The organism is Advenella sp. (assembly GCF_052108595.1).
Lineage (GTDB): Bacteria > Pseudomonadota > Gammaproteobacteria > Burkholderiales > Burkholderiaceae_B > Advenella.
Window position 1 is genome coordinate 1,247 of the sequence record NZ_JBQEAU010000007.1, and the last position, 26,871, is coordinate 28,117.

The window sequence follows — 26,871 nt, forward strand, 5'->3', positions numbered from 1 at the left end:
TTCGGCGACCACATCCAGTGGTAATCTTAGCGGTGCGCCGGCCGGAAACGACAACGCAGCCAGATCCGGCACTGCACAAGTGACCGATTGGTATTGCCCCGAAAAAGGATTGACCATGGAATCGGTGATTACTCGTGGAAGCAAGACAACGCGCGTGGTGATCAGTTCCATCCAGTAATTCGGTCCAGGGCCAGCAAATGAGTGGCCGTCGGCATGCTGCGAAATGCAGTTTGCTATTGTTTGAAACATACATTTATTCTGTCCCTATTTAAATTTTTCCAAGCAAAAACGGGGACAGATTGAGTTGGCGTTACACTTGTGCTTTGTCTGATCATGTCAAGGAGACGATTTTGAGCCAGGATACATCCAGCAACCGCCAGCATGCCTTACCTTCCTACCTGAATTCGGAAGATCTGGGAGCATGGGGCATTTACCTGCAACAAGTGGATCGGGTCACGCCGTATCTGGGGTCACTGCAACGCTGGGTTGAAACACTCAAACGTCCCAAGCGGTCAATGATTGTCGATATTCCCGTGGAACTGGACAATGGGACCATCGCGCATTTTGAAGGGTACCGGGTGCAGCACAATACCTCGCGCGGTCCTGGCAAGGGCGGGGTGCGTTTTCACCAGGACGTCTGCCTTTCCGAAGTGATGGCGCTGGCCGCCTGGATGTCGATCAAAAATGCAGCAGTCAATCTGCCCTTTGGCGGCGCTAAGGGTGGCGTGCGCATTGATCCCCGCAATTACTCCAAAGCCGAACTGGAAAAAGTAACACGCCGTTATACCAGTGAAATTGGCGTTATTATCGGCCCCGCCAAGGATATTCCGGCACCTGACGTCAATACCAATCCGCAAACCATGGCCTGGATGATGGATACCTATTCGATGAACGTCGGCGCCACGGCGACCGGCGTAGTCACCGGCAAACCCATTTCCCTGGGCGGTAGCCTGGGACGCGTAGAAGCGACCGGCCGAGGCGTGTTTGTAGTCGGGTGTGAAGCGGCCCGGGACGTGAACCTGTCCATCGAAGGCGCGCGCGTGGCGGTCCAGGGTTTCGGTAATGTGGGCGGCACGGCGGCACGGCTGTTTTTCGAGGCCGGCGCCAAGGTCGTTGCAGTGCAGGATCATACTGGCGCGATCAGAAATACCAATGGCATTCAGGTGCATGAACTGCTCGCGCATGTGGAAAAACATGCCGGCGTCAAAGGCTTTGCAAGCGCAGAGGAAGTCGATGTTGACGATTTCTGGTCGGTGCAGACAGACTTTCTTATCCCGGCTGCGCTGGAAAACCAGATTGATGCCCGTGTGGCCAATCTGGTTAACGCGAAAATCGTGGTCGAAGGCGCCAACGGTCCGACGACGCCCGAGGCCGACGATATTCTGACCGAAAAAGGCGTATACGTGGTGCCCGATGTGCTTGCCAATGCGGGCGGTGTGACGGTCAGTTATTTTGAATGGGTTCAGGACTTTTCCAGCTTTTTCTGGACTGAAGACGAAATCAACCACAGGCTGGAACGCCTGATGCGTGAAGCCTATCGTGCGGTATCCGAGGTCGCCAAGCATAACTCGGTTACATTGCGCACTGCAGCCTTCATTGTGGCGTGCTCCCGGATTCTGGAGTCGCGCGAGGTGCGTGGCCTGTATCCCTGATTACTGGCAAGCAGGGCGTGGCGATGCCATCGTCCTGCTTGCCAGTTCAGTTGCCCATGCATCGTTGACAAAAGCGCACCAGACGCGCGATCTTGTCTGGTGCGCCGGCAACATGCTAATATTTGGGCCATGCTCAGATGGCTATCTTCCCGGCATTGCCCGAATTGCTGTCCCTCGGACAGATAATGATACCTGCGCAACCTTCTGCCTGCTGCTCACACCCAGGCGCTGGAAACGCAGGTATTTTCATGTCTGCACATCATTAACCTCTACGGAGTCGCTCCATGCTGCAATCTCTGGTCATGATAAGCGCTGGCGCATCTTGCGGGGCGATATTGCGATGGGCACTGGGCCTGGCGCTGAATAACGCCTTGCATCCTATTGCAATGGGTACACTGATTGCCAATCTGAGTGGTGGTTACCTGATCGGCCTGGCATTGGGTGTGTTCGCCGCCTTTCCCTCATTTCCTGCGGAATGGCGATTGCTTATTGTGACCGGCTTTCTGGGCGGGCTCACAACATTCTCTTCGTTTTCGGCTGAAGTAACGGTCCTGCTGCATCAGGGAAAAATCCAGTGGGCCTTGCTGGAAATTGGTATGCACGTGCTTGGCTCGCTGCTGATGACGGCCCTGGGACTGTACACCGTTACCGCGATCCGTCGCTGGTATGAGTAACGCATGCCGGATAAGTTTGCACGTCTATCGGTAGGCAGGCAATGCTATTTTATGACCATTGGCTGACGTACTGCGAGTAAGCCTGAGTCGGTGTAGGCAGGGCCTGTGTCATTGCGTATGTAACTGTGTTTGTCATTGCATACGTGGATGACCCGTGCAATGACCTGAGCAATGCAAAGAGTGAGCTATGCCACATCGGAGATGGCATAGCAGTCAACGTATTTCTTGTCGGTCCGCGGTTTCGATCCTTGCAGTTCAATCTGCGTGGAGTAAGGCGGCTTTATTTATCGTCGTTGTTCAGGCCGAACAAAATCTTCTTGGCTTCATCGTCATTCGGCGGCTGTCCGGGGTTGATCCGATCAACCACAGCATAAGCACGCTCGGTCGCCGGGCGTGCGGCAATCACTTCAAACCAGCGCTTCAGATTTGGAAAATCGTCCAGATTTTGCATTTGGCGCTCATGCGGCACTACCCAAGGGTAGCAGGCCATGTCGGCGATGGAGTAGTCACCAACGATAAATTCGCGATCCTGAAGGCGACGATCCAGTACGCCATATAACCTGCCCGTTTCCTTCACGTAGCGGTTGATGGCGTAGTCGATTTTTTCCGGAGCGTACTGGCCAAAGTGATGATTCTGGCCTGCCATGGGGCCGAGCCCGCCCATTTGCCAGTTCAGCCATTCAAGCGTCTGGATTCTGGCGCGCAGGTCTGATGACATAAATTTGCCGGTTTTTTCAGCCAGATATTGCAATATGGCGCCCGACTCAAAGACCGGGATCGCGTCACCATGATCATTGGGGTTATTGTCCACAATGGCGGGAATGCGATTGTTTGGCGCAATCTTCAGAAATTCGGGTGCAAATTGATCGCCTTTGCCGATATTGATGGGATGGATGGTGTATTCCAGCCCGGCCTCTTCAAGAAACAGGGTAATTTTGTGTCCGTTGGGCGTAGTCCAGTAATAGAGATCAATCATTTCAATGCGTCCTTGATGTCCTGTTCAATGTCCTGCGGTTTTGCGGTTGGTGCGTAACGGTGTAGTACCTGACCATCGCGGCCGACCAGAAATTTTGTGAAGTTCCACTTGATCGATTGTATACCCAGCAGTCCTGGTTTTTCTTTCTTGAGCCAGGCAAAGACCGGATGGGCCTGCGGCCCATTGACCTCGGTCTTGTGGGTAAGCGCAAATGTCACTCCGAAGTTCATTGCACAGAACTCCTGAATTTCCTGATCGGTCCCGGGTTCCTGGTTACCGAACTGATTGCAGGGAAAACCCAGCACTACCAGGCCCTGGTCGCGGTAATGTTCATGCAAACGCTGCAGGCCGGTATACTGCGGCGTAAAGCCGCATCTGGAAGCCACATTCACTACCAGCACGACTTTGTCCCGCAAGGATGACAGCGGCAGAGGGCTACCATCCTGCAAAGTGACGCTCATTGAATAAAAATCACTCATTGCTTTTCCCTCTCGGTATCGGTCACCGGCGGTGCAGGTGAGGTGGTGGCGCAGCCGATCGAAGCGGCGACGATGAAGGCGATCGCCAGCCACTGGGCCAGCGTAAGCTGTTCATGCAGTATAACCAGTCCGGCCAGCGCACCCATGGCTGGCTCCAGGCTGAGCAAAATACTCATGGTCTTGCGAGGCAGCGACCGCAGCGAAATCATTTCAAGCGAATAGGGCACGGCGCTGGACAGAATGGCAACCAGCAGGCCCGAAATCATGAAGGCGGGCGTAAGCAGTGTTTCGCCACTATGGGCAATACCAAACGGCAAGACAAATACGGCCGCCACCGTGATCCCCAGCGACGTCGCCTGGCCTGGGTGAATGTTACGCGTGCGCTGGCCGAAAACAATATATAACGCCCAGAAAACGCCGGCGCCGATGGCAAACATCACGCCCACCGGATCAATGGCAGATACGTCCTGCTGCGATTGTGGGATCAGCAAATAGAGGCCCAGCGCTACAAAGCCGATCCACAGGAAATCAATTTTGCGGCGCGAAGAAAAAATGGCCAGCGATAACGGACCCAGGAATTCAATGGCAATACACAGGCCCAGCGGCACCGTACGAATGGCCATGTAAAACAGGAAATTGATCAGCCCCAGGCACAGGCCGTAACTGGCAATCGCCAGTGCGTTTTTTCGCGAAAGAGGGAAACGCCAGGGGCGCCACACGCACCAGAGCAGCAGCGCGGAAAATCCCAGGCGGTAGGCGGTTGTGCCCTGAGCGCCCACGGCATCAAACAACGACTTGGCAAACGAAGTGCCGATGCACAGCGACGCCATGGAGCCGACCAGAGCGACGATCCCCATGGTTTGTGTGTATGTTCGTATTGAATTGCCCGCTGCCATGCCCTCTCATCCTTTGCGTCATTCTACCTGAAATCGGCCTTTGCATAAGGGTTTATACGGGGGCAGTTTGTGCAAGTACAAAGCCGTGCAATCGGACTGATGCACGGCTTGAAAAAAACGCCTGAGCATTGCGTTATTGTTGCTCTGGTTCGTCAACTTCAGGCGAGAACCAGACACATCATACAGCTATGCAGCCCAGGATGCGACAGGGTGTATATCATGAAGTCAATCCACCCGAGGTCGCGCCAATCAGTTGCGCTTCATCTGCAAATTGCCATTTTTTACGATAGCTTTGGCAATGTCGTATTGTTTTTTGATTGCTTCGGCAAAATGCTCTGGCGAACCGGGATCGGGGATGGCACCCTGTTTTTGCAAAGCAGCAACCACGTTGGGAGCGGCAAGCGCTTCGGTCGCAGTCTTGTTCAGTTTGTCGATAATCTCTTTGGGTGTGCCTGTCGGGGCCAGCAAACCGTAAAATACGCCGTTGTTCAGGTCGGGGTATCCCTCTTGGGCATACGTAGGCAGATCCGGCAGCTCCTTGATGCGCTCAGGCCAGGCCAGCACGATGGGCTTGAGCTTGCCTCCCTGGATATTTGCCATGGAGGAGGGCAGGTTATCGAACATGACCTTGACCTGGCCACCCACCACATCGGTAAGCGCCGGACCGGCACCCTTATAGGGCACGTGGCTGATTTCTACGCCCAGTTGCTGTTTGAAGGCTTCCCCCATCAAATGGGCGATGCTGCACACGCCCGGTGAGGCATAGGAATATTCCTTGGGATTCTTTTTCAGCTCGGCGACAAATTCCTTAAAATTGCTGGCTGGAAAGGAGGGGTGAACCTCAACGACATTGGGCGTATTGACGAAATTGGATACGGGTGCGAAATCCTTGACCGGGTCATATGTCAGGTCATCGGGACGACAGGCAGGATTGACCGCCATGGTCGATACCGTGGCAATGCTCAGCGTGTAGCCATCAGGTTTTGCCCGGGCCGCTTCGGCTGCACCGATGGCGCCGCCTGCACCGGCCTTGTTTTCAATGACCATTGATTTGCCGATGATTTTCGACATTTCCTGAACCACGATACGCGCCACAATATCTGTGGAGCCACCAGGCGCAAAAGGCACAATGACCCGGATCGGTTGGGTTGGATAGTCGTCGGCGGCATACGCAGACGAAGCCACCAGGCCACTCATGGCGGCAGACAGGGCAATACGGGACCAGAGTTGCATACTCACTCCTGAGGTATATAAAAATGAACAGAGCAGCAGGTTATTAGAAATCCGATATGAAATATATGAGTGAATACCATTAGCGCATGCCGAACCTGCCACATTGCTGGTCAATGTGTAGGCCTGGTTACGCCTTTCTGACATGCGTTGATGCCCTGGTGCTGGCCAGCAATACGCCGGTGATGGCAACTGCCATACCCACCCAGCCAGAGGGCGCCATGGTTTCGCCAAGCATGAACATGGCAACGACGGACGCGCATGCCGGCACCAGAAAGAAGAGGGCAGAGACTCTGGCCGCCTGCTGGCGTCGGACCATGGCCAGCAGCAGCGAGATGGTGATAATCGAATTGCACAACACCAGATAGGCCAGGGCACCGCCGAACTGCCAGGTCAGCTCGATATGATTGGTTTCCATGAGCAGGGCCAGGGGCAGGCAAAACACCAGGCCAATAGCACATTGAATGATATTGGCGGTGACCGGATGCGGCCCAGCACCGGCAGTACTGCTGACGCGTTCATATAGTACGCCTGCAGTTAAGGCGAACAGGGAGATAATGACCAGCACCAGGCCGAACCAGGAGCCGGCCTGCAAGGAAGACCCTGACGCGATGACGATGACGACACCGATCAGGCCAAGACCCAGTCCGAGCCACTGAAGGTGACTTTGGCGCTCCCCGGTCAGTTGTGGGGCACAAATGCCAACCAGAACGGGCTGCAGCGAGACGATCAAGGCCACGGTTCCGGCGCTGACCCCCTGTTTCATGCCGACGTAGCTGAAACTGAAATACATGAACTGGATCAGCAGGCCGACGATACAAATATTGGTCCATTCCCGGCGTGTCGCCGGCCAGGACAGACCCAGCACTTGTTGTATTGGTAGCAGGGCAATCACCACGCAGGCATAACGCAGGGACAGCAGCGTCAAGGGCTCTGCATACTGCAGCCCGATTTTTCCGAAACTGAAGCCCGATGACCACAGCAGGATAAATACAATGGGCGCGCCCCAAGACCACCATAGGGTCGGGCTGGGAGAAGGTGCAGATGTCATATTAACTGAATAGGTTTCGGGCGTACATGGCAATGGATTTGCTGATAGTACCGCGCGGGCTCTGATTTGACCATATCATGCCGATCTTGCGGATCTGTGTGCGGCCTGGCAGCGGAACTTTTTGAATACTCTTTCCCAGGCTTTCCAGCGAAAATGAATCGGGAACCAATGCAACGCCGACACCGCGGGCAACCAGGGAGGCAATGGTGAGCAAGCTATCTATTTCCAGGCGTTGATTTGGCACAATGCGATGATCCTTCAGATAGCGATCAACCAACTGACCGCTATAAGAGCTTCGGGCATAACGAATAAACGGACTTGCGCGCAAGAGGTCATGGGCATGTGCCGTTGACTTTGTCGTTGCGTATTTCGGCGGCACAATCAGCGTCAGCGGCTCATCCTGAATTTTCAGCCAGGAACAGTTCTTGTAGATCGCAAATTGCGGCTCTATTGCAAGTGCAATATCCAGTGTGCCCGAATGTACCTGCTGACATAGTTCTACCGATGGAGCATACGAAACAAAAATGCTTACATCCGGATGATGCTCATAGGTTTTTTCCAGAAGCCGCGGCAGATGAGTGGTGAGCCCCGAAAAAAAAGAACCAAGTCTCAGTTCGCCCAGTACATTGCCGCTTTTGACCATGGCGGTCATATCGCGGGAGTCCTGAATCATTTGCCGCGCCTTGTCACAGATCAGCAGACCATGTTCGGTGGGCCTGACGGTATGGCCAGAACGCCTGATCAAAGGCTGGCCAAGCTCCTGTTCAAGCCCACGGATGCGCGCCGAAACTGCACCAGGGGTGATGCCCAGATAGCGCGCCGCGTCAGAGATGGAGGCGCAGTCCAGGGTTTTGATAAAAGTTTCCAGATAGTTCGTGTCCATGGCGTATCCTGCGGCTTCGAATTGAGGGAGGTAAAATACCGAATATTTTTGCATTGAAAAAGCAAAAATATTTAGTATTTTTTGGATTCTACGCCATAAAATCGTCTCAACTTATTCGGGAGACAAACAATGGTAGAAATCAACATACGCCAGCGAGGCCGGGCCGTCAGCGCAGCACTGGTCAAATCCTTTGCCGCCATTCCGGTGGCCAATATCAGTGACGTGATGCAGCGCCTGACGGCCGGCGGCCCTTCACTGCGGCCAATGCATGCGGGTGGCGTGTTGGCCGGGCCAGCCTTCACCGTCAAATCTCGGCCGGGCGACAACCTGTTTGTGCACAAGGCCATTGCCATGGCTGCGTCAGGCGATGTGATCGTTGTGGATGCCGGTGGTGATACAACAAATGCAATTATCGGCGAGCTGATGGTTCGCACCGCAAGCCGCAAGGGTATCGCCGGCATCGTTATCAACGGCGCCATTCGGGACCTGGATGCCATCAGCCAGGGCGCCTTTCCCGTATACGCAGCTGGTGTGACGCATCGCGGACCCTATAAAAACGGCCCGGGACAAATCAATACGGCCATCAGCCTTGACGGCATGGTCATCGAACCGGGTGATCTTATCGTGGGCGATGCAGACGGGCTGCTATGCGTGCCTTACGAGCAGGCTGAAGATATTCTTAAATGGGCAAGCGACAAAAACGCACTGGAGGCCGAAATCATTCGTGATATTGACAGTGATCGACTGGATACCAACTGGATTGACGTCGAGCTGGCAAAGCTTGGTTTCGTATCAAAAGATGCCGGCTGAACAGGGAATGTCATGAACGAAAAAGTCTGTGTAGTACGCACCAATTTGTGGATTGATCCGGTATTTGACCAGTTGCTTACAGAGAACGACAAGGTTGACCTGCGAATCATAGATGTGACGGCCCCAGAGCAAGAGTGGTACGAAACATTAAAGCACGCCCATTACTATCATGTGTCGGCGGCCAAGGATGAGCTGCCGGCCGGGTTGTTCGTCACAGAAGCACTACTGGCGCACTGTCCCGGGCTCAAAGGCGTTTCTTCGTCCGGTGCCGGTTACGACACAATTGACGTTGCAGCATGCAATGCGCGCAATATTACGGTGGTCAATCAGGCTGGGGGCAACGCCAACTCGGTTGCGGAAATGGCGCTAGGCCTGTTGCTGGCGGTGTCGCGGAAAATCGTGGAGTCTGACCGTACATTGATTGCCCAACAGGCAAGCAGTCGCGAAGCATTGATGGGTCATGAGGTGGCAGGCAAAACGCTGGGCCTGATCGGGATCGGCCACATAGGAAGCCGCTTTGCACAGATGGCAACCGGCCTGGGCATGAATGTACTGGCGTACGATCCGAATCTGACGCCCCAGGATATTGGCTTGCGGCAAGCGCAACCAGTGGCCTTTGACGTGTTGCTTGCGCAGTCTGATATTGTTTCGCTGCATTGCCCACTGAACAATGACACACGTGATATGTTCAATGCCCAGGCGTTTCGTGCAATGAAGCGGGGGGCTATTTTTATTTCGACCGCACGTGGCGGCATTCATAACGAAGAGGACCTGCATGCGTCTTTGCATGATGGACATCTGGCTGGCGCCGGCCTGGATGTCTGGCGCCAGGAGCCGCCGGAAGCGGACAATCCATTACTTGGCCATCCTCGCGTGGTTGCGACGTTTCACACTGCAGGGGTGTCTCATGAGGGCAGGCGCAATGTCGCCCGCATGGCCGCCCAACAACTATTGCTGATGGTAGACGGTAAAACACCACCGCACGTCGTCACTTCCTAGCTGTATCACCAACGGGCTGTCGGCCGTATTAACCAGTCGGCGGGTCGTACACATATGCTTTTGCATTCTAAAAACGGAGACAACTCATGAAATATACACTGACACGCGTCCTTGCCGCGACAGCGCTGGTCTTTGGCGCTACCCAGGCCCATGCCCAGTACCCCGAACACGCCATCAGTATGGTGGTTTCGTATGCGCCAGGCGGCGGCACTGATCTGGTGGCACGGGCCATTGCACCCTATATACAGAAGTATCTGGGCGAAGGTGCCAATATTGTGGTGCTCAATCGCCCCGGTGCCGGTGGCGCCATCGGCTTTTCGGAAATCAAGCGAGCCAAGCCAGACGGCTATACCATTGGTTTTGTAAATACGCCAAATATGCTGACTATACCGATTGAACGCAAAGTCAATTACCATTGGCGCGAGTTCGACCTGATCGGCAACTTGATCGATGATCCGGATGGCTTTGCCGTCAGCGGAAAAGGCGATATCAAAACGCTCAAGGATCTTGAAAAATACGCCAAGGAGAATCCCGGCACGGTCACGGTAGGCACCACCGGTGTGGGTTCGGACGACCATCTGGCCATGATGAAATTTGAGAAGCTGACCGGCACAACTTTGAATCACGTACCTTTCAAGGGCGCCGGCGAAGTGCGTAACGCAATACAGAGCGGGCAGATCATGCTGGCGGCCATGAACGTGGGCGAAGTACTGGCTTATCAAAAGGGCGGCACAGATATCCGTTTGCTGGGTTCGATGAGTCAGCAGCGCAGTGCGCTCGCACCTGAGGTTCCTACCTTCAAAGAGCAAGGGTATGATGTCATCATGGCTTCTTTAAGAGGGATTGCTGCGCCCAAGGGTTTGCCGGAAGAAATAGCGGCAAAACTCAGGGTAGCGGTGCACAAAGCATCCTCCGACCCGGAGTTCATCGCGAAAGCAAAAAAACTGTTTGTCCCGCTACGCTATATGGACAACAAGACCTACCACGATGAACTTGATCAGGCCGAAAAGGAATTCAAGGCTTTGTGGCAGGCGAGTCCCTGGTCCGAGAAAACACAATAATCAGCGAGGGTAGTAATGGCACGAACAGATCGGGCACTTTGTCTGGACGATTTTGAAGCGATGGCGCGGCGGCACTTGCCCAGGCCCATTTTTGAATATATACGGGGCGGTGTCGAGACCAACGCGTCCGTTGAGGACAATCGCCGCGCCTTTCAAGAGTATGCGTTCATTCCCAGGTCCCTGGTGGATGTATCAGCAATCGACACGTCAGTCTCCCTGTTCGGACAGCAATACCGATCGCCGCTGGGCATCGCGCCAATGGGGCTGAGTGCGCTGTCTTCGTATCGGGGCGATCTGGTGCTTGCCCAGGCCGCAGCGCTTGCCGGTGTTCCAATGATTATGAGCGGATCATCCCTGATTCGTCTGGAAGAAGTGGCGTCCATCGCGCCACAGGCCTGGTTCCAGGCCTATCTGCCAGGGGATGGACAGGAGATTGCCAAGCTTGTCGATCGCGTCGCCCAGGCTGGGTTTACCACCCTTGTCATTACTGTCGATACGCCCGTTGCGGCAAACCGGGAAAACAATATCCGCGCGGGGTTCTCCACGCCGTTGCGCCCATCTCTGCGCCTGCTGCTGGACGGTTTGACGCATCCGCGCTGGGTGTGCAATACGTTTCTCAGAACTTGCGTCAAACACGGCATGCCACACTTTGAAAATAATTACGCCACCCGAGGCGCACCCATTTTGTCGAAAAATGTATTGCGCGATTACTCGGACCGCGGGCATATCAGCTGGGATCATTTGCGTACGATCAGGAAACAATGGAAAGGAACGCTGATCATCAAGGGTATCCTGTGCAAAACGGATGCCGCCACTGCAATTGAGATTGGCGTTGACGGCATCATTGTTTCCAATCATGGCGGCCGCCAGCTCGATGGCAGTATTTCCCCCTTGCGTGTATTGCCAGAGATTGCCGATACCGCTGGACATATCCCGGTCATGCTTGACAGCGGAGTGCGTCGCGGCACAGATGTGCTCAAAGCGCTGGCGCTGGGCGCGCGCTGTGTTTTTGTTGGTCGTCCTTTTGCATATGCCACAGCGGCGGACGGTCAGAATGGCACCGATAGAGCCATTCATTTAATCACAAACGAAATAACACGGGATCTGGGACTGCTTGGTGTTACCCGTGTGCAGGACCTGTCCCTCGACTGTCTGCGCAGGATCCCAGGCACCTTCGGCTGATGTACTGTTGTCCTTGACATCATCCTGATGCGGGAATAGAGTGCAATTTTTGGAGGAGACAAATTGTGTTATCACAAATGAAATTAACTCGCATCAGCCGGCTTTGTATTGGCGTCAGTGCTGCGCTTGCAATGAGTGCAGCCGTTGCCCAGCCACAAGATGTCAAAGCCACATTGAGCTCGCTTAACGCGTCCAAAGAGGTCAAGGCACTCATGACAGCCTTGGAAAAAGATCATGACCGGACTATTGAAGACCTACGCAGCATTACTGAAGTTGAGGCGCCGCCATTCAAGGAAAAGACCCGTGCTGAACATGTATTGAAGCGCTTCAAAGCTGTTGGGCTGACAGACACGGCGCTCGATTCAGCAGGCAATGTAGTAGGCATTCGCAAGGGTAGCGGCAAGGGGCCGACATTGCTCGTATCCGCACACCTTGATACCGTATTTCCTGAAGGCACTGACGTCAAAGTCAAAGAGCAGGATGGCAGACTGCTGGCTCCGGGTATCAGCGACGATACGCGTGGCATCGCCGTCGTCATCTCGTGGATCAAGGCATTGAATGAACGCAAAGTGGCTACCGTAGGCGATATTATGTTCGTGGCGAACGTGGGCGAAGAGGGGCTGGGCAATCTGCGTGGCATGAAAGCATTGTTCAAGGAACACAAGAATATTGACGGCATGGTCGGGCTGGAACCCGGTGAGGGCGACAAAGTGCTTATTCAGGGCACTGGCAGCCATCGTTATGAAGTGTCCTTCAAAGGGCCTGGCGGACATAGTTTCGGCGCCTTTGGCAAAGTGCCCAGCGCCATTCATGCAATGGGGCGCGCCATTGCCCACATTGGCGACGTTCAGGTTCCCGCCGATCCCAAGACGACGTTCACGGTGGGCACCGTGGGCGGCGGAACCTCAGTCAATACGATTGCCGGCGATGCAAAAATGGCGGTTGACATTCGTTCGAATGAAACTGCATCGCTTCTGGAAACTGAAAAGAACATTATGGCGGCCATTGAAAAGGGCGTAGAACAGGAGAATGAACGCTGGAAATCCGAGGGTAAAATCACATTCGATACGAAATTGATTGGTGATCGTCCTGCAGGGAAGACGCCAACCGACAGTGTGATCGTCAGGGCAGCGCTGGAGTCGATTGCGCTGGCTGGCGGCAAGGGACAAACCAGAGCCGCCAGCACAGATGCAAACGTGCCAATGAGTCTGAATATTCCTGCAGTCATTTTGGGTAGTGGCGGAAAATCCGGAGGCGCTCATTCCCTGAAAGAATGGTTTGATCCGACCGATGCCTGGAAGGGTTCACAGATCAGCTTTACCACCGTTTTGTCGCTGGTCGGTGTTGAAGGGGTCAGTGAACCGTTGCTCAAACGCGCTGCCAAATAATTGACGCATATGGCGTGCCGTGATTCGAACAAAGTGTAGCGGCGGGGCAGGCCTTTATCTTGCTAAGCCTGACTTGATCTGCCCGCTTTCCTGCTTGAGCCCTGCACGCCAGCGCATATAGTAGAAGGTTGCGCGAAAACCAGGCGCTGATACACTGGGCCCGGCTGTGCCGGATTGTAGCGGCAGCGTTTTGGTAATCATTCATCGCATGATGTGAGAACCCTGTTTTCCGGATGGCAAAATCACCATGATGTTTGACTCGATCACGACATTCGTGTCGATCCTGCCCGGAATGAATGTGTCCTTATCCCGCAAATCGATGCTCGGGCAAGCCTCGTACCCCCAAACCGGTGATGGCGAACACACTGCCGCCCAGTACGCTGTCTGTGGGGAAGCGGGCAAGTGGTGGTTTTGACATGCAGGTCACATATAAAATATCCAGATCGGGCCCGCCAAACATGACGCTTGTCACATTTTTCACTGGCATGGGAATGGTCCGATCAATCGCGCCGTCGGGACGATAGCGAACCAGATTGCCTTCATAGACCTGGGCATTCCACAAGCAGCCTTCCTCATCGACTGTCGAACCGTCGGATGACTTGAAGTGTTCTCCCTGCAGGGTGGTAAACACGCGTTTATTGGATATGCTACCTGTGCGCTGGTCATAGTCATAAGCCCAAATGTCGCCGCACCACGTGTCAGAGAAATAGAAAGTATTGCCGTCCGGGCTCCAGCATGGACCATTGGACACAATGATATTGTCTTCCAGTTTGTGCACCGTCATGTCCGGATCAAGCCGGTACAGTGCCCCATTGGGGCCTTCTTCCAGTGTGTCCATGCTGCCGAAAATAAACCGGCCCTGTGCGTCGACCTTGCCATCATTCAGGCGGTTATTGACCAGGTCCGGTTCGGGATCAGTAATCAATTGAACCTCACCAGTCTCAAAATCCAGCGTATGAATCCCTCGGGCCAGTGAAACAATGGCCCCGCCATTTTTGCGCAATGCCATCGATCCTATTTTTTGCGGCACCTGCCAGGCACGGATTTCATCTCCCTGAGCCGTTGCACGAAAAACCCGACCATCTGCACTGTCAATCCAGTACAGGCGCTGTTCCTGAACGTCCCAAAGCGGGCCTTCGCCCAGCGTCGTCTTGACATCTACCAGCACTTCAATTTTCATACCAATCTCCTTGGAAAAATTGCTTTTTTTTCTGTTGACTTCCTGTCCATATCAACCTTGAATGGTTGCACATTGCGCTGTGGGCTATCTGGCCCGCTCACGCAGCATCGCGACAGCGCCCAATAACACGATGCCGAATAAAATAGGACGCACAGCATAGGGCAGGCCGCTGCCTGCGAGCAGAATTTGCAGAGTCGTCAAAAGCAGTACGCCGGCAAGAATGCCCAGGTAGTGTCCGCGGCCGCCAGTAATCAAGCCCCCGCCGATCACGATGACAGCAATGGAGGGAAGCAGATAATCGTCGCCCATTCCCAAGCTGGCCTGCCCGGAGAAACCGGTCAACAGGATGCCGGTAACAGCGGCACACACTGACGACAAGATATAAACCAGAATAAGCACGCGGCGCGTAGGCACGCCGGACAGATAAGCCGCATTCAAATTACTGCCGGTTGCGTAGATATGACGACCGAAGCGCGTTTTATTTAACAGGATTACGGAGCCGATCACAAATAAAATCAGCAGCACAATTACAGGTGTAATACCGGCAACGCGCGCGGTCATGAGCCAGCTGATCGATGGCGACGGGAATGCGCTGGGTGTACCGCCTGAGTAGAGCAGGGCAATGCCTTGCAGAATCCCGTTGCTCGCCAGTGTGGCAACGATTGGGGAAATGCCGAGAACGGCGACCATCACACCGTTGCTCAGCCCTATCAGTATGCCAACAAGCAGAATCACAGGCAGTGCATAAAGCAACGCTTCATTGGAACCCTGCGTTAACCCGGTAAACAGAATACCTGACAGTGCAATGGTCCAGGGAATGGACAGATCCAGTCCCCCGGTGAACACCACCACGCCTTGACCCAATGCCAGGATGATCAGAAAGGTTGACAAGACCAGCATCGCGTTCCAGTACGACCATTCGTATACATTCCGCCCCAGCAAAAACTGAGTGGCCACGAGCAGGATCGCCAGGCCGGCGAGCGCGGGTAATGAAATACGCAAGTCCTTCTGATGCTTCTTGAAAAAACTGATGCGACTGTCCGGCAAGCCCGGGCTATTGCCACTCACATCAATGTATTTGGGCTGGTGGCCAAGCTGCGATGCGAGGTGCCCATTGCGCATTGCCCGCCACCGATGCCCGAGTAGTCGCAGAAATTTTCTGAGTTCAGCGTCCTTGCCCAGGCCACCTATCATGACCGCAACAATGAGCACGACACCCTGGGCGATGGTGGAATAATAAGCAGAGATATTAAACAGCAGCAGAATATTGACAATCAACATGAGTACAAACGCGCCAAGAACTGATCCAACCGGTCCGCCTTTGCCGCCTCCCAGACGGGTGCCACCAATAACAATTGCGGCAAACACGGAAAGTAGCAGCGAATTGCCGACCAGGGGATCGCCGGCACCGGTCTGCGCGCTGAGAAAAAAACCTGCCAGGCCGTAAAACGCGCCTGCCAGTGTGTAGGTCAGTAAATAGCTGCGCCCCAGCGGGATCCCAACGGCCCGTGCTGCCTCGGGATTGCCGCCGATGGCATACAGGTGCAAGCCAAATGGCGTTCTTTTTATCCACGCCCATACGAGTAGGGAAAGAATAATGAGAAACAGCGAGGCAGGGAAGCGTTCTGGCAACACGTCTCCCATCAGATACGTGCCCAGTGACGTTGGGACTGTCCCACCGGGGGAGTTCATGATCAGTAACGTGATTCCCTGAATGATGAACATGGTCGAGAGCGTGACGACAATAGGCTGAATCCTCGCATAGGCAACGAGCGCGCCGTTGACAAGTCCGCACACTGCACCGATCAGTAAGGCCAGCGCAAACGAAACAGCAAAAGCTGCCGGGGTGCTGTCATCAATATAGCCGGCGGCCAGAACGACATTCACAAGTGAAATAATTGCGCCTACCGAAAGATCAAAGCCACCACTTAATATTACCAGCGTACCGCCAAGGGCTGCCAATGCAAGTGTCGTGCCTCCGCTGGCAAGCAAGGAAACATCAAAATAACTGAAACCGGCGCTTGTGGCGATGATGATGGCGAGCAATATCGCCAGTACTACAAAGGCCGTGATCAGATTTCCATATTTATGCAACAAGGTGTATTGCTGATTCATTTTAATGTGCTCCCGCCTGCCGCAAGTTCCCCATGGCAATGTCCATGATGCGGGTCTCGCCAATGTCGCTTTCCGCTACCGTTTCCCTGATTTCACCTTTGTACATCACATGGACGCGGTGGCTGAGATTGACCACTTCCGGAATCTCGGTCGAATAGAACAGTACAGAGCCACCCATCGCAGCGAAATCGGCAATCAATTCGTACAGTTCGTGTTTGGTGCCGACATCGATGCCACGGGTGGGATCAAACAGCAGGAGTATGCGGCTACGCGCAAGCAGCCATTTGGCAATGACAATTTTCTGCTGATTTCCTCCCGAAAAAGAGGCTGCATCCATCCAGAGTGCCCGACGATCAAGCTCGATCCTTGTAAATACTTTAGCCGCCGACTGCGCTTCATTTTTTTCATCGAGAGTGCCGTATACGCTAAAGCGAGAGAGTACCGGCAGGGATGTATTTTTCAGACCGCTTTGATTCAAAAGCAGCCCCTCTGTTTTTCTGTCTTCCGGCACAAAGCCGATGCCGACATTCGGTCTGATGGCATCGACTGGAGACAGTAATGTGAGCGGCTGGCCATCAAGCAGCAATGTTCCGGAGTCCGGCTGTTCAATGCCAAAACACAATTGAAAGAGGTCAAGCTGCCCCATGCCCTGCAACGCAGAAATACCCAGGATTTCTCCTTTTTTCAGGTCAATATTGATATCGTGCAATCTTGACGTATGGACATTTTTCAGTGTCAGCACAGATTCGGTCGTCTGCGGCAGTCGTTTCTCCGGATACACCTGGGAGATCGAGCGGCCAACAATGGACTCGACCACTTCCGTGTCCGAAAATGCATCTGCCGGGCGTGTGGAAACATGATGACCATTGCGCAGAATTGACAGATCATCGCAAAACTCGCGTACCTCTTTCATGCGATGAGAAATAAATATGATTGTCACGCCCCTGGCCTTGAGTTTGCCGATAATGTCCCCCAGCCAGGTAACGTCCGAAGCAGTTAAGGTGGACGTGGGTTCATCCAGAAGCAGGATCTGTGGCTGGCGAAACAGTGCGCGGGCGATTTCCAGTTTCTGTTGCAGGGCAAGATTGAAGCGATTGACAGGTAGGTCCAGGGAAATAGGAAAACCCAGTTCTTCAAAATGCCGTTCCAATTGCTGGCGCAATGCGCTGCGCTTGAGCATACCGGTCCGATCGGTTGCCGCGTAGGGCAGCACCATATTATCGAAGACCGACAGATCGGGCAAGAGCGTCATTTCCTGAAAGGCGGTCTGTATCCCGGATGCCTGCGCGATGCGCGGCGAGGCAAGCTGCACCTGTTTGTCAAAGATTTCGATCGTGCCCTTTGTAGGTGCAATCAGGCCCGACAGCAGTTTGACGGTAGTTGATTTGCCTGCGCCATTTTCTCCCAACAGTGCGTGAACACGGCCGCGCGCGACTGCAAGGGAAACATCGCTCAGTGCTTTTATTGGTCCGTAGTTCTTTGAGACATCCGACAGACGTAATGCAATGGCGGACTCATTCATGGTGAGCGATTCCAGTATGTGTGTAAATGAGGCGCACGCGTGGCATGCGCTCATACAAGCATTGATTTATTGTGCGTCTGGCTCTGATTTGAGTGCTGCGTTAATCCCCAGCCCTTCCGTTTGCTCAGAATAGATCGAGGCGAACCAGCCTGGTTTGCTGACCAGTTCAGGAGAAAAAACGTTGCAGCCATCTTTCAGGTCGTTCCAGCTGCCGTCCTTACACAATTTGATCGTTTCGTTGGTCACTTGCGGTAGGGGCAGTGTGATTTTTTGCGGGAACGTCTTGCCCTCGATCGCCTGTACCGCCAGCTTCAGCGCCAATGCGCCTGAATAGGGCGGAGAGGCATAGGAAATTCTGGGTGCACCTAGAGGGCGATAGCTACCGGTAGCGCCCTCCAGCTGCGTGTCTGCCGGGAGCATCTGCACGCGACCGCCGTTGGAGCCTTCACCGGCACACGGTAGCAGATCCTTGGCGTCTTTGCCTGCTTCCAGCTGCATGGCGTTTGCCGTGTAGCAACCCACCTGAAGCCACAGTCCATCTATCTGGTCCCAGTTTCTGACGGCGACAATTTTTGATAACTCGGTTCGGGCAACGGCCTGGTTCCACATGCCTGGTGTCTCTGCCACAATTTTCATTTCAGGATGTTTGGCAAAAACTTTCTTGGCCGCTTCGGTTCGATATTTGTCCACCGATGTGCCAGGCACACCCGTTAGCATAACGACATTGCCTTTGTAGTTCATTTTCTTTGCCAGCCATTCTGCGGTCACCCGTCCGGCCTCGTGCTGGTCGATGGCCACGTTGCGCGCGCACGGCTCGGTGACCTCACCGTCGTAGGCAAAGACCTTTACCCCTTTGTTGCAGGCATTCTTGATCACGCGATTCAGTGCAGTGGGAGAGATTGGAAATACGACGATGGCTTCGGCGCCAGCCTGAACCATGGCGTTGATTTGCTGAATCTGTTTTTGCGCATTTTCCCCGGATACCTGGACGTGAAGGTCGACCTTGTCCGCCAGCTCGGGGGTTTTGGCCATGGCTTTGACCATATTGGCCGCTTCAGCCTGCCAGTCATTTCCGATGAAACTCATGCTCAGATAGATCTTGTGTTTTTTTGCTGCCTGAGCGTGCGTCACCGCGCTCAGAGGGACTAATGTCAATGCCAGCAACGATGCCAGTAGTACAGATTTAGTTTGCATCTTATGTCTCCGGTAAGATCCAACTTGAAATTGAATGAATGTTATTTTTTCGTTGATTTGCCCATTAATATCAGGCTATTGTATGATCTGTGATCACACTATGATTGGACGTTAGCATGAGATTTGCGATACTGTCAATATTTGCAGGGGAAGTATTTCAATGATGGAAATGAGCAATAAATTGAAAAAAGTGGATCGCAGCAAGCTTTCGGATCGGGTGCACACTGAGCTCAGTTCGCTGCTGATTTCAGGACAGCTTTCCCCTGGAGATATGTTCAGTTTACGTGGCCTGGCGGACACGCTTGGGACCAGTGCCATGCCGGTGCGCGAAGCCGTAGGCAGGCTGGTCGCAGAGAGGGCGCTTGAAATTCTCCCGAATCGCGCCATCCGCGTACCACTGATGACCGTCAGTCGATTTCTTGAGTTGCGAACCATCCGTATAGAACTGGAGGGGCTGGCAACGGCGCGCGCAGCCGTCAACCGCAGCCAGAAGCAACTGAACCGGATGCAGGATATTCAAATGCAATTCGAGATAGCCCGAAAATCCCTGGAGCCAAATGGAAAAGCAGCAGTCAGGTTGAATAAAAATTTGCATTTTTGCGTATACGACGCGGCTGGCATGCCTATTTTGTTCGACATGATCGAAGTGCTCTGGTTGCAGATCGGTCCGGTTCTCAACTACGATCTGGCGGTCAATTCTGAAAGACTGATTAATCGGCAGGCGCATATTCATCATAAAAATATGGTGGAAGGGATAAAAACGAAGCAGCCTGAGCCGGCCCGTGCTGCCCTGGTGGCAGACTTGATGAGCGCGAGTGAATTGATCATACAGAAAAATGTACTGTCGCCCGGATAGCTGGCATACTCGCACACTATTGGATTGTCGATTGATATGGTTTGGGCAGCCCATTACAATTGACCGAGGCCAACCGGAGCACACCATGCCGATATTCCAATACGGAGACACCGAAATTGAATGGCTTAGCAAGCGCGACAAGCGTCTGGCCCAGGCCATTGAACGTATCGGATTGATCGAGCGCAATACGTTACCCGATCTGTTTGCTGCATTGATTCGATGCATTATCGACCAACAGATTTCAACTGCTGCTGCGCGTACTGTCAATGCACGGCTCCTGCAGGTATGTGGCGGGCAAATGAGCGCCGAGGCTTTGCTGGCAGCGGGTGCAGAAAACCTGCAGCGTTGCGGCACAAGCATGAGAAAAGTGCAATACATGCTTGGCGTGGCCGAGGCGGTCCAATCGGGAGAACTGAATCTGCCAGCCATCGCGGCAATGGATGATGCACAGGTGATCCAGACGCTTACAGGCTTGAAGGGCATCGGTATCTGGACGGCCGAAATGCTGATGATATTTTCACTTGGCCGCCCAGATGTGTTGAGCTGGGGCGACCTGGCAATTCAACGAGGCATTATGCGTCTGTACAATCACAAGACGCTGCCTCGCGAGCGTTTCGAGCGCTACCGGCGGCGTTATTCACCCTACGGCAGCACTGCATCGCTTTATTTGTGGGCCCTGTCAAAATAATTATTTGATGATTGCGTCTGCTGCTTTGACGGCGGCAGGACGCCTGCAAATATTCACCGAAACACCGGTATGGTTCAAAACAATCCGGCCTTCATCCCTCGGGAAAGTCCCTATATTGACGAATATCGATTAATCACATTAACATGGTTAAACGTTTAATCTAATCTGACGTTTTTGTAGTGATTTGCTAGTTATTGTCGTTGCTTTTATACGCTATTTTCACTAATTACTTAACGATTGCACTGGTTACCAGTCGCGCGCTTAATGCTTCACCTGCGTCATGCGTTCTCATGAGCCCGGACTGGTGGTGCGGGCGCACCTTCGAACTGGTCGCGCGCATCCACAACACGAGGCCAATAATGAAAGAGCAGCAGTTTGATTTTGAGAATTTGAAAGGCAGGTTGTATACCGCTGTGCTGTCCGATGTGCTCGATAGCATGGGTTATCGGAACCAGGCAATGTTGCCGTTTGTGCGTCCACTGTCCGAAGAATGCACAATGTTTGGCCGTGCGCGAACAGGCTATTTCATGAACACCTTTTCTGTCGCTCCGGGCGAGAATCCTTATGAACATGAAATCGCCCTCATTGATGATCTGAAACCTGACGATGTAGTCGTACTGGGGTGCGATGGCCCGACAACCCGCATTGCGCCCTGGGGAGAATTGCTCAGTACAGCGTCTCAATACCGCGGCGCGGTCGGCTGCGTGACCGATGGCCTGGTAAGGGATATTCGATATATTCGCAAATTGGATTTTCCTGTATTTCATGGCGGGATCGGACCGCTGGATTCGCAGGGTAGGGGCAAGATGATGAATTACGATTTGCCGATTCAATGCGCCGGAGTGACGGTGCGCCTCAATGACCTGGTCTTTGGCGATGCCGATGGGGTCATTGTGATTCCGATCGAGGTAGCAGCGCAGGTTATCGAACAGTCACTGGAAAAAGTGGAAAGTGAAAATCACACACGCCAGGAGCTGGCCAAGGGTCTGCTATTGCAGGACGTCTATCAGAAATACGGCGTACTGTAATGTGCCGGGCTTAATCATGACCATAAGCAGGGCTTGATGACCAAAGTGTCGGCAGGCAACAGCCAGGCGTTTTCCTGCCACCTTATGGCCCGGCCAGATGAATGCGGATGTTCTTGTCGCAAACGGTACGAATTAAATGCCAGCAGGCATGCTGATAGGCTTGGCAGAGCTTGTCCCCGGAAAAGGCCAGGGCAGATTATGGTCTGAAAGAGGCTTAGTGGGCAGGCAGGATAGACCTGGCGGGTATGTCGTCTTCAGCGCAATGTCGTACCGACCGCCGGTAATACGGGCAGAACCAATGTGTCGAATTCGAAACGGCCATTTTCCAGTCTGGAAAGCAGGGCTTCGCCGCCGGTCTGGCCTAATGTATAGGCCGGCGAACGTACCGATTCCAGTTGCGGTTGCAGGGCAGCATTGGCGTCGAATGCATTGAAGCCAGTAATACCGATCTCGCCAGGGACTGGATGGCCACTGTCGGTCAGATGTCGGTAGGCGACGTAGGCCAGCCGGTCATTGGTGCCAATAACAACATCGGGCACACCGTGCGCTGCCATGGCGGAATCCAGCGCCTGCTGGATAGACTGATGCAGATTCTCGTCACTTGAAATAATCTGATAATTGCATTTGTGTTTATTCAGTACCTTGCATAGTCCTTTTACCCGTGCTTCGATTGCGTGCCACTGCAATTGCGGAGTCAGTATGAAAATCCGCTTTGGGTTACGCAATACGATTTTCTCTGCCAGTGTTTCTGCGCCACCCTGATCGTCCTGATTGATAAAACAGCAGTCTGCGAGCGATTTTACGGGTTTCTCCTGAAACGCCACGACGGGATGTCCGCTGGCAAGTACCAGATCGAGATAACGCCGACGCTGTGCAATGGGTCCCGATAGCATCAGGCAGATGGCATCAACCACCGATTCCTTCAATAGAAATGATTGTTCGAAGTTCGTCGGCGCAATCCCGTGCAGCAACAGGCCATAGTTATGGCTGCCAAGAAAGTTCGACAGACCGGCAACCAGGTGCGTGGTATAGGGATCAGTAAGAAAGGTGGGCGAATCGTCGACGATCGCCATGCCGACAATATAATTACGCTGCGCGCGCAACTGGCGACCCGTGCGATTTGGCCGGTAATTCAATTGCTGGATGATACGCTGGACGCGCTCAACCGTTTCTGCGGAAATGCCTTTGTTTATGCCATTGACCACTTTTGAAACCGTGGCAATGGAAACCTTGGCCTGCTGTGCGACGGTTTTTAGCGTGATAGGCTTCATGATCTGCTCGATATCAGAATGAAAAATTATAGCCTACCGTACAGATATGAGGTAGGGATGTTGCTTCCGCCGCGACGCGATCACTAGAAGATCGTCAACGATTATTTTTAGATTGAATTTAATTTCAACTGATTCTAAAAAGGTCATAAGACCAAACTATTGCATTTTAAGCCTGTTTGGATTATTCTCGTTTTACAAAAGGAGACATAAAAATGATCCAGCTACCACGGATGCTGCGCGGCATCCTGCTTATTGCCATCATGGGCGTATCCCATGTTCATGCACAAACCTATCCGGAAAAATCGGTAGTCCTGATTAATCCATACGCGGCAGGTGGACCGGCCGATGTGCTTGCCCGTAAACTTGCCTCGGAACTGCGTATTGAACTGGGCCAGCCGGTTATTGTCGAAAACAAGCCCGGGGCAGCAGCGGCTGTGGGCACGGCCTTTGTGTCCAACGCCAAACCGGATGGCTACACGTTGCTCATGGGCACTTCTGCCGGCCATGTAGTGACGCCATTGCTGCAGAAGGTAGCCTATGACGGCATTGCCGATTTCAGCTTTATTGGTATTGTGACCCGGCAATCGAATATGCTGGTTGTGAATCCTGCGTTGAAAGTGGATAACGTAAAAGAACTGATCGCGTATGCACGTGCCCATCCCAGGCAATTGAATTTCGGCTCAGCCGGTGCAGGTGGTGCGACGCATTTGAGCGGCGAACAGTTCATGCGCAAAACCGGCGTCGGACTGGTTCATGTGCCCTATAGCGGGGCAGCGCCGGCGCTTACCGATCTGATGGGGGGCCAGGTGCAACTGGCATTTCTGAATCTGTCGGCATCACTGCAGTATGTCAAGGATGGTCGTCTGAAAGCGCTGGCGTATGGCGCAGACAAACGCTCACCCTTGTTGCCGGATGTGCCGACCATGCAGGAGGCGGGTGTGCCTGATGCGCAGGTGGCAACCTGGTACAGTCTTGCTGCACCGCATGGTACGCCAGGAGTTGTCATAGACCGACTGAACAAGGCACTCCTGACAATCAATCGCAAACCCGACTATCAGGCCTTCCTGCGCAACGTCGATGGCGAGATATTATCGCTGACGCCAGCGCAGGCCACTGATTTCGTCCTTGACGACCAGCGTGTGATGGTCGATCTGCTGCGCGCTATCGGCAATGCCAAATGAAATAGGAAGTACGCCAAAAAGCAATGGCCATGACGATATGCGTCAGGATGCGTACTAGGTCATCCCTTGCAAATAAGACATATGGAGGGTTTATAAACAGAGCCGGTGATAATATGCGGATCGCGAAAAGTGGGTAGCGAAAAATTCCGGATTATTGCTCGGCTTGTGCGACTACGGGCGCGGGTGTAGCCGCTTTTTTTGCTTCGTATTCCCGTTTTTTCTGAAGCAAGAGGCAATGCAGCATTTCAGATGACAGGCCATGCAATACCAGCCGATGTCCGGCACGCAATGTGGACAAGGGCACCAGTGGGTGATGATTGTTAACCAGCATCAGGTGTTCCGGTGCCTGCAGGATCTGAGCCGCGTATATCCCGATAGTTTCATCTAGCTGCAACGAGTTGGCGGCTCGCCAGAAATCATTATCGGTCAGCAGCAATTGATACAGCGGGGTAAACAGTTCAATGGCGCTTTGCAGGTCCAGTACATTGCTGCGTGCCCTGGGCATGTCCTGCAAGCGGACGGTTGGTTCGTGCAACATTGAAAAATCTGGATCCTCGACCGGCCCCAGGCGCTTGTCCGCATCAAGCAAGGCCTGATTCAAACGGATGACGAAGTTGTAGAGATTGATATCATGCTTGACGAATACGTGATCTTTCAGATCGTCTATTGTGTCGGGTTCCAATGGGCTTGTCGACACAGGAGCTGGTGAATTGGCCGCAATGAAAGCCAGGATCTGGGACCCAAGATGAAAATGCCGCAAGATCAGCCAATTGGCTTGTGGTGATACAAAACGCTTGAGTCCCCACACGAGGATGCGGTGCAACAGGGCAGACTGGGCCCAGCGCCTTGGCAGAAACGTCTTGACTACCTGGATCAGAATAATGCACAAGCGAGCCAGGGGCCGCAAAAAGGGCAGCAGATATTGGCGCGAACTTGAGCTGGAATCTTCCAGCCAGGCCTGCTTGACCTCATCGGGAAGCGGGGTACTTTGATCAAGGTAGGATGCCAGCCATGGGCTCGGGTCCTCAGGATTATGTTCTTTTTTGAGAAATTCAGGGTGGTCGTTCGTCACGATTCGTACTCTTTTGCATGATGAAATTGCATGAGATAAAGCGCAGCAGTGCGCCGGGCAGTATCCACGATCTGGCGCTCGGCACGGCCGCGATTGTCGCAATCGAGCGCAAGTGACACGGCAACTAGCCAGCGCTGCAGATGATGCTGATCATTATGCCCATGATATTCCAGAAACCGGAAGGCGTCGGCCGGCAGCGGCAGGCTCGCCCTGAGCAATGGGAGCAGGGCAGGGACAATTCGCTGTCCCGTCCCTTCAATAATGTAGATGGCGCCCAGCAGCCCGATGGGGTTGACAGTAGCGGCCAGGCCATGCAGATAGGCATTCAGTGCTTCGCCGCCGGGGTTGCGGCGTAATGCTTCAATATCGGCTACAGGTCCGCCCGCCTTGCGGTAATCTTCGAAAAGGATTTGAAAATCATTTTGCTCTTCGCCCGCATGCAGGTTGATCAGGTCTGCCAGCGGTGCGTACTGGCCCGACAGCGAACCGGTTGCCTCGCGCATCCATTTGGTGCCTTCGCGTACTTGTGGAATCCAGTGGGCCGTCCAGTTGATATAGTCCTGCGTGTCAAAGCGGCGTTCCCGTAATGCGCTGACAAGGGGCGTGCGCCAGACCCGGGAGCGGTAATCGTGCCAAATGGTGGCCAATTCAGTCAGCAACGGGGCCAGGCCTTGTGGCGCCTGAGCCGGGTCGTGAGGCGGACCGATCGCTTCGGCGTCCAGGGTGTCGGAAAGCTCCTGCGATCGGGCCTGGACAGCTATTCCGGTAGTGAAAGCCGCAGCGGGTTCATCAGACACATATGCGTTGGTTGGTTGTGACCGCAACAGCATGTCCTGCCTTGATGCTGCATCGTCTGTCTCCACTTCCAGCAGCATGTAGGCAGTCATGAACCGGCCTGATTCGGGTACATAGCACAGGATCTGATCACCGGCAGTCAGCGTTTTGGTTTGTAGAAATTCAGCCAGCATGATCAGTATTGAGGCAGCGCCGGTATTGCCGCGCCAGGCCAGGTTACTGAACCAGCGTTCGCGGGCAATCGATAGACCAGCCTGATCCAGCAGATCTTCGACCACCGGGATGAATTTTTCAGAGGAATAATGGCACAGAAAGTGGCTGATGCGGGCGGGGTCGACCCACTTGTCGCGCACCAGCTTGACGTATTCGTGAATGCCGATATCGAACAGGTGCGGCAACAGTCTGATGTCCTGGCGCAGCGCCAGGGCGCCATCGGCTTCGGCATCTGCCCAGGACGGATAGTCAAGATGGCCACGCTGGCGATCGGCCGACAAGCCCAATTGCATGCAGACCGGATAGTCACCAGAGAAAGAGCGCTGGTGTATCCATTTGAGCCTGATGCGCAGGCCCGGCAGAATCGATTTACCCGCCTGGTCGATGCCCGACAACTGGACTGCGCCGGCGCCATCGGATAACATCCAGCGCAGGAAATGCGCGTCAAAATCGGCATCATAGCCACGGGAGGCAA

24 protein-coding genes are annotated in these 26,871 nt (G+C 53.8%); 11 read left to right on the forward strand and 13 right to left on the reverse strand.

All coding sequences use genetic code 11. The features are described 5' to 3' along the window. Positions 1 to 350: 350 nt before the first annotated feature. Both ACTIKR_RS02115 and crcB read left to right on the forward strand, forming a co-directional pair. The gene (locus ACTIKR_RS02115; protein ID WP_442327022.1) at positions 351 to 1,652 is read left to right on the forward strand and encodes a Glu/Leu/Phe/Val family dehydrogenase; all 1,302 of its coding nucleotides are present in this window, start codon (positions 351 to 353) and stop codon (positions 1,650 to 1,652) included. A gap of 284 nt (positions 1,653 to 1,936) precedes the next feature. Next, positions 1,937 to 2,326 (forward strand): fluoride efflux transporter CrcB, encoded by a 390-nt coding sequence (gene crcB, locus ACTIKR_RS02120; RefSeq protein WP_442327023.1) that lies wholly within the window; start codon positions 1,937 to 1,939, stop codon positions 2,324 to 2,326. Between the two features lie 280 nt (positions 2,327 to 2,606). Here crcB and ACTIKR_RS02125 read toward each other — a convergent pair whose 3' ends face one another. The 6 genes from ACTIKR_RS02125 to ACTIKR_RS02150 all read right to left on the reverse strand — a co-directional run bounded on the left by ACTIKR_RS02125 (position 2,607) and on the right by ACTIKR_RS02150 (position 7,841). Next, entirely contained in the window at positions 2,607 to 3,302 is a 696-nt protein-coding gene (locus ACTIKR_RS02125; RefSeq protein WP_442327024.1) for a glutathione S-transferase N-terminal domain-containing protein, read from the reverse strand. Then, positions 3,299 to 3,781: a glutathione peroxidase gene (locus tag ACTIKR_RS02130; protein WP_442327025.1), complete on the reverse strand. Its 483-nt coding sequence runs from the start codon at positions 3,779 to 3,781 to the stop codon at positions 3,299 to 3,301. Before ACTIKR_RS02130 ends, ACTIKR_RS02125 begins: the two co-directional genes overlap by 4 nt. Beyond that, positions 3,778 to 4,677 (reverse strand): EamA family transporter, encoded by a 900-nt coding sequence (locus tag ACTIKR_RS02135; RefSeq protein WP_442327026.1) that lies wholly within the window; start codon positions 4,675 to 4,677, stop codon positions 3,778 to 3,780. Before ACTIKR_RS02135 ends, ACTIKR_RS02130 begins: the two co-directional genes overlap by 4 nt. A 249-nt stretch (positions 4,678 to 4,926) precedes the next feature. Continuing rightward, positions 4,927 to 5,910 (reverse strand): tripartite tricarboxylate transporter substrate binding protein BugE, encoded by a 984-nt coding sequence (locus tag ACTIKR_RS02140; RefSeq protein ID WP_442327027.1) that lies wholly within the window; start codon positions 5,908 to 5,910, stop codon positions 4,927 to 4,929. Between the two features lie 127 nt (positions 5,911 to 6,037). Further along, positions 6,038 to 6,958 carry a DMT family transporter gene (locus ACTIKR_RS02145; RefSeq protein WP_442327028.1) on the reverse strand — a complete coding sequence of 307 codons (921 nt, stop codon included), beginning with the start codon at positions 6,956 to 6,958 and terminating at the stop codon, positions 6,038 to 6,040. 1 nt (position 6,959) lies between these two features. Beyond that, a complete protein-coding gene (locus ACTIKR_RS02150; protein WP_442327029.1) occupies positions 6,960 to 7,841 on the reverse strand; it encodes a LysR family transcriptional regulator in 882 nt (293 codons plus the stop codon). A gap of 129 nt (positions 7,842 to 7,970) precedes the next feature. Between ACTIKR_RS02150 and ACTIKR_RS02155 the strand changes: the two genes are divergently transcribed. The 5 genes from ACTIKR_RS02155 (at position 7,971) to ACTIKR_RS02175 (ending at position 13,281) form a co-directional block, all read left to right on the forward strand. After that, positions 7,971 to 8,651, forward strand: a complete 681-nt coding sequence (locus ACTIKR_RS02155) for an RraA family protein (protein WP_442327030.1) — start codon at positions 7,971 to 7,973, stop codon at positions 8,649 to 8,651. Positions 8,652 to 8,663: 12 nt separating this feature from the next. Then, positions 8,664 to 9,650, forward strand: a complete 987-nt coding sequence (locus ACTIKR_RS02160) for a hydroxyacid dehydrogenase (RefSeq protein ID WP_442327031.1) — start codon at positions 8,664 to 8,666, stop codon at positions 9,648 to 9,650. Between the two features lie 86 nt (positions 9,651 to 9,736). After that, entirely contained in the window at positions 9,737 to 10,711 is a 975-nt protein-coding gene (locus ACTIKR_RS02165; protein WP_442327032.1) for a tripartite tricarboxylate transporter substrate binding protein, read from the forward strand. 15 nt (positions 10,712 to 10,726) lie between these two features. Continuing rightward, the gene (locus ACTIKR_RS02170) at positions 10,727 to 11,893 is read left to right on the forward strand and encodes an alpha-hydroxy acid oxidase (protein WP_442327033.1); all 1,167 of its coding nucleotides are present in this window, start codon (positions 10,727 to 10,729) and stop codon (positions 11,891 to 11,893) included. Between the two features lie 77 nt (positions 11,894 to 11,970). Further along, positions 11,971 to 13,281 (forward strand): M20/M25/M40 family metallo-hydrolase, encoded by a 1,311-nt coding sequence (locus ACTIKR_RS02175; protein ID WP_442327034.1) that lies wholly within the window; start codon positions 11,971 to 11,973, stop codon positions 13,279 to 13,281. Positions 13,282 to 13,585: 304 nt separating this feature from the next. On the opposite strand, the gene ACTIKR_RS02180 is transcribed toward ACTIKR_RS02175, so the two are convergent. From ACTIKR_RS02180 to ACTIKR_RS02195, 4 genes are all read right to left on the reverse strand, one after another. Next, entirely contained in the window at positions 13,586 to 14,461 is an 876-nt protein-coding gene (locus ACTIKR_RS02180) for an SMP-30/gluconolactonase/LRE family protein (RefSeq protein WP_442327035.1), read from the reverse strand. An 84-nt stretch (positions 14,462 to 14,545) separates the two neighbouring features. Next, positions 14,546 to 16,576, reverse strand: coding sequence for an ABC transporter permease subunit (locus ACTIKR_RS02185; protein ID WP_442327036.1), 2,031 nt, complete (start codon positions 16,574 to 16,576; stop codon positions 14,546 to 14,548). 1 nt (position 16,577) lies between these two features. Next, complete coding sequence (locus ACTIKR_RS02190; RefSeq protein ID WP_442327037.1) at positions 16,578 to 18,098, reverse strand: sugar ABC transporter ATP-binding protein; 1,521 nt, start codon at positions 18,096 to 18,098, stop codon at positions 16,578 to 16,580. A 66-nt stretch (positions 18,099 to 18,164) separates the two neighbouring features. Then, positions 18,165 to 19,292, reverse strand: coding sequence for a sugar ABC transporter substrate-binding protein (locus tag ACTIKR_RS02195; RefSeq protein WP_442327038.1), 1,128 nt, complete (start codon positions 19,290 to 19,292; stop codon positions 18,165 to 18,167). 160 nt (positions 19,293 to 19,452) lie between these two features. On the opposite strand from ACTIKR_RS02195, the gene ACTIKR_RS02200 reads away from it, so the two are divergent. From ACTIKR_RS02200 to ACTIKR_RS02210, 3 genes are all read left to right on the forward strand, one after another. Further along, on the forward strand, positions 19,453 to 20,148 hold the full coding sequence (locus ACTIKR_RS02200) for a GntR family transcriptional regulator (RefSeq protein WP_442327039.1): 696 nt from the start codon (positions 19,453 to 19,455) through the stop codon (positions 20,146 to 20,148). A gap of 85 nt (positions 20,149 to 20,233) precedes the next feature. Then, positions 20,234 to 20,836 carry a DNA-3-methyladenine glycosylase family protein gene (locus ACTIKR_RS02205; RefSeq protein ID WP_442327040.1) on the forward strand — a complete coding sequence of 201 codons (603 nt, stop codon included), beginning with the start codon at positions 20,234 to 20,236 and terminating at the stop codon, positions 20,834 to 20,836. 290 nt (positions 20,837 to 21,126) lie between these two features. Beyond that, on the forward strand, positions 21,127 to 21,864 hold the full coding sequence (locus ACTIKR_RS02210; RefSeq protein ID WP_442327041.1) for an RraA family protein: 738 nt from the start codon (positions 21,127 to 21,129) through the stop codon (positions 21,862 to 21,864). Positions 21,865 to 22,118: 254 nt separating this feature from the next. Here the strand turns inward: ACTIKR_RS02210 and ACTIKR_RS02215 are convergent, their stop codons facing one another. Continuing rightward, the gene (locus ACTIKR_RS02215; RefSeq protein ID WP_442327042.1) at positions 22,119 to 23,135 is read right to left on the reverse strand and encodes a LacI family DNA-binding transcriptional regulator; all 1,017 of its coding nucleotides are present in this window, start codon (positions 23,133 to 23,135) and stop codon (positions 22,119 to 22,121) included. 212 nt (positions 23,136 to 23,347) lie between these two features. On the opposite strand from ACTIKR_RS02215, the gene ACTIKR_RS02220 reads away from it, so the two are divergent. Further along, complete coding sequence (locus tag ACTIKR_RS02220) at positions 23,348 to 24,316, forward strand: Bug family tripartite tricarboxylate transporter substrate binding protein (RefSeq protein ID WP_442327043.1); 969 nt, start codon at positions 23,348 to 23,350, stop codon at positions 24,314 to 24,316. Between the two features lie 151 nt (positions 24,317 to 24,467). On the opposite strand, the gene ACTIKR_RS02225 is transcribed toward ACTIKR_RS02220, so the two are convergent. Then, entirely contained in the window at positions 24,468 to 25,388 is a 921-nt protein-coding gene (locus ACTIKR_RS02225) for a DUF6999 family protein (RefSeq protein ID WP_442327045.1), read from the reverse strand. Continuing rightward, on the reverse strand, positions 25,385 to 26,871 hold a 1,487-nt coding region (locus tag ACTIKR_RS02230; RefSeq protein ID WP_442327046.1), incomplete at its 5' end, for an iron-containing redox enzyme family protein. The genes ACTIKR_RS02230 and ACTIKR_RS02225, both read right to left, overlap by 4 nt.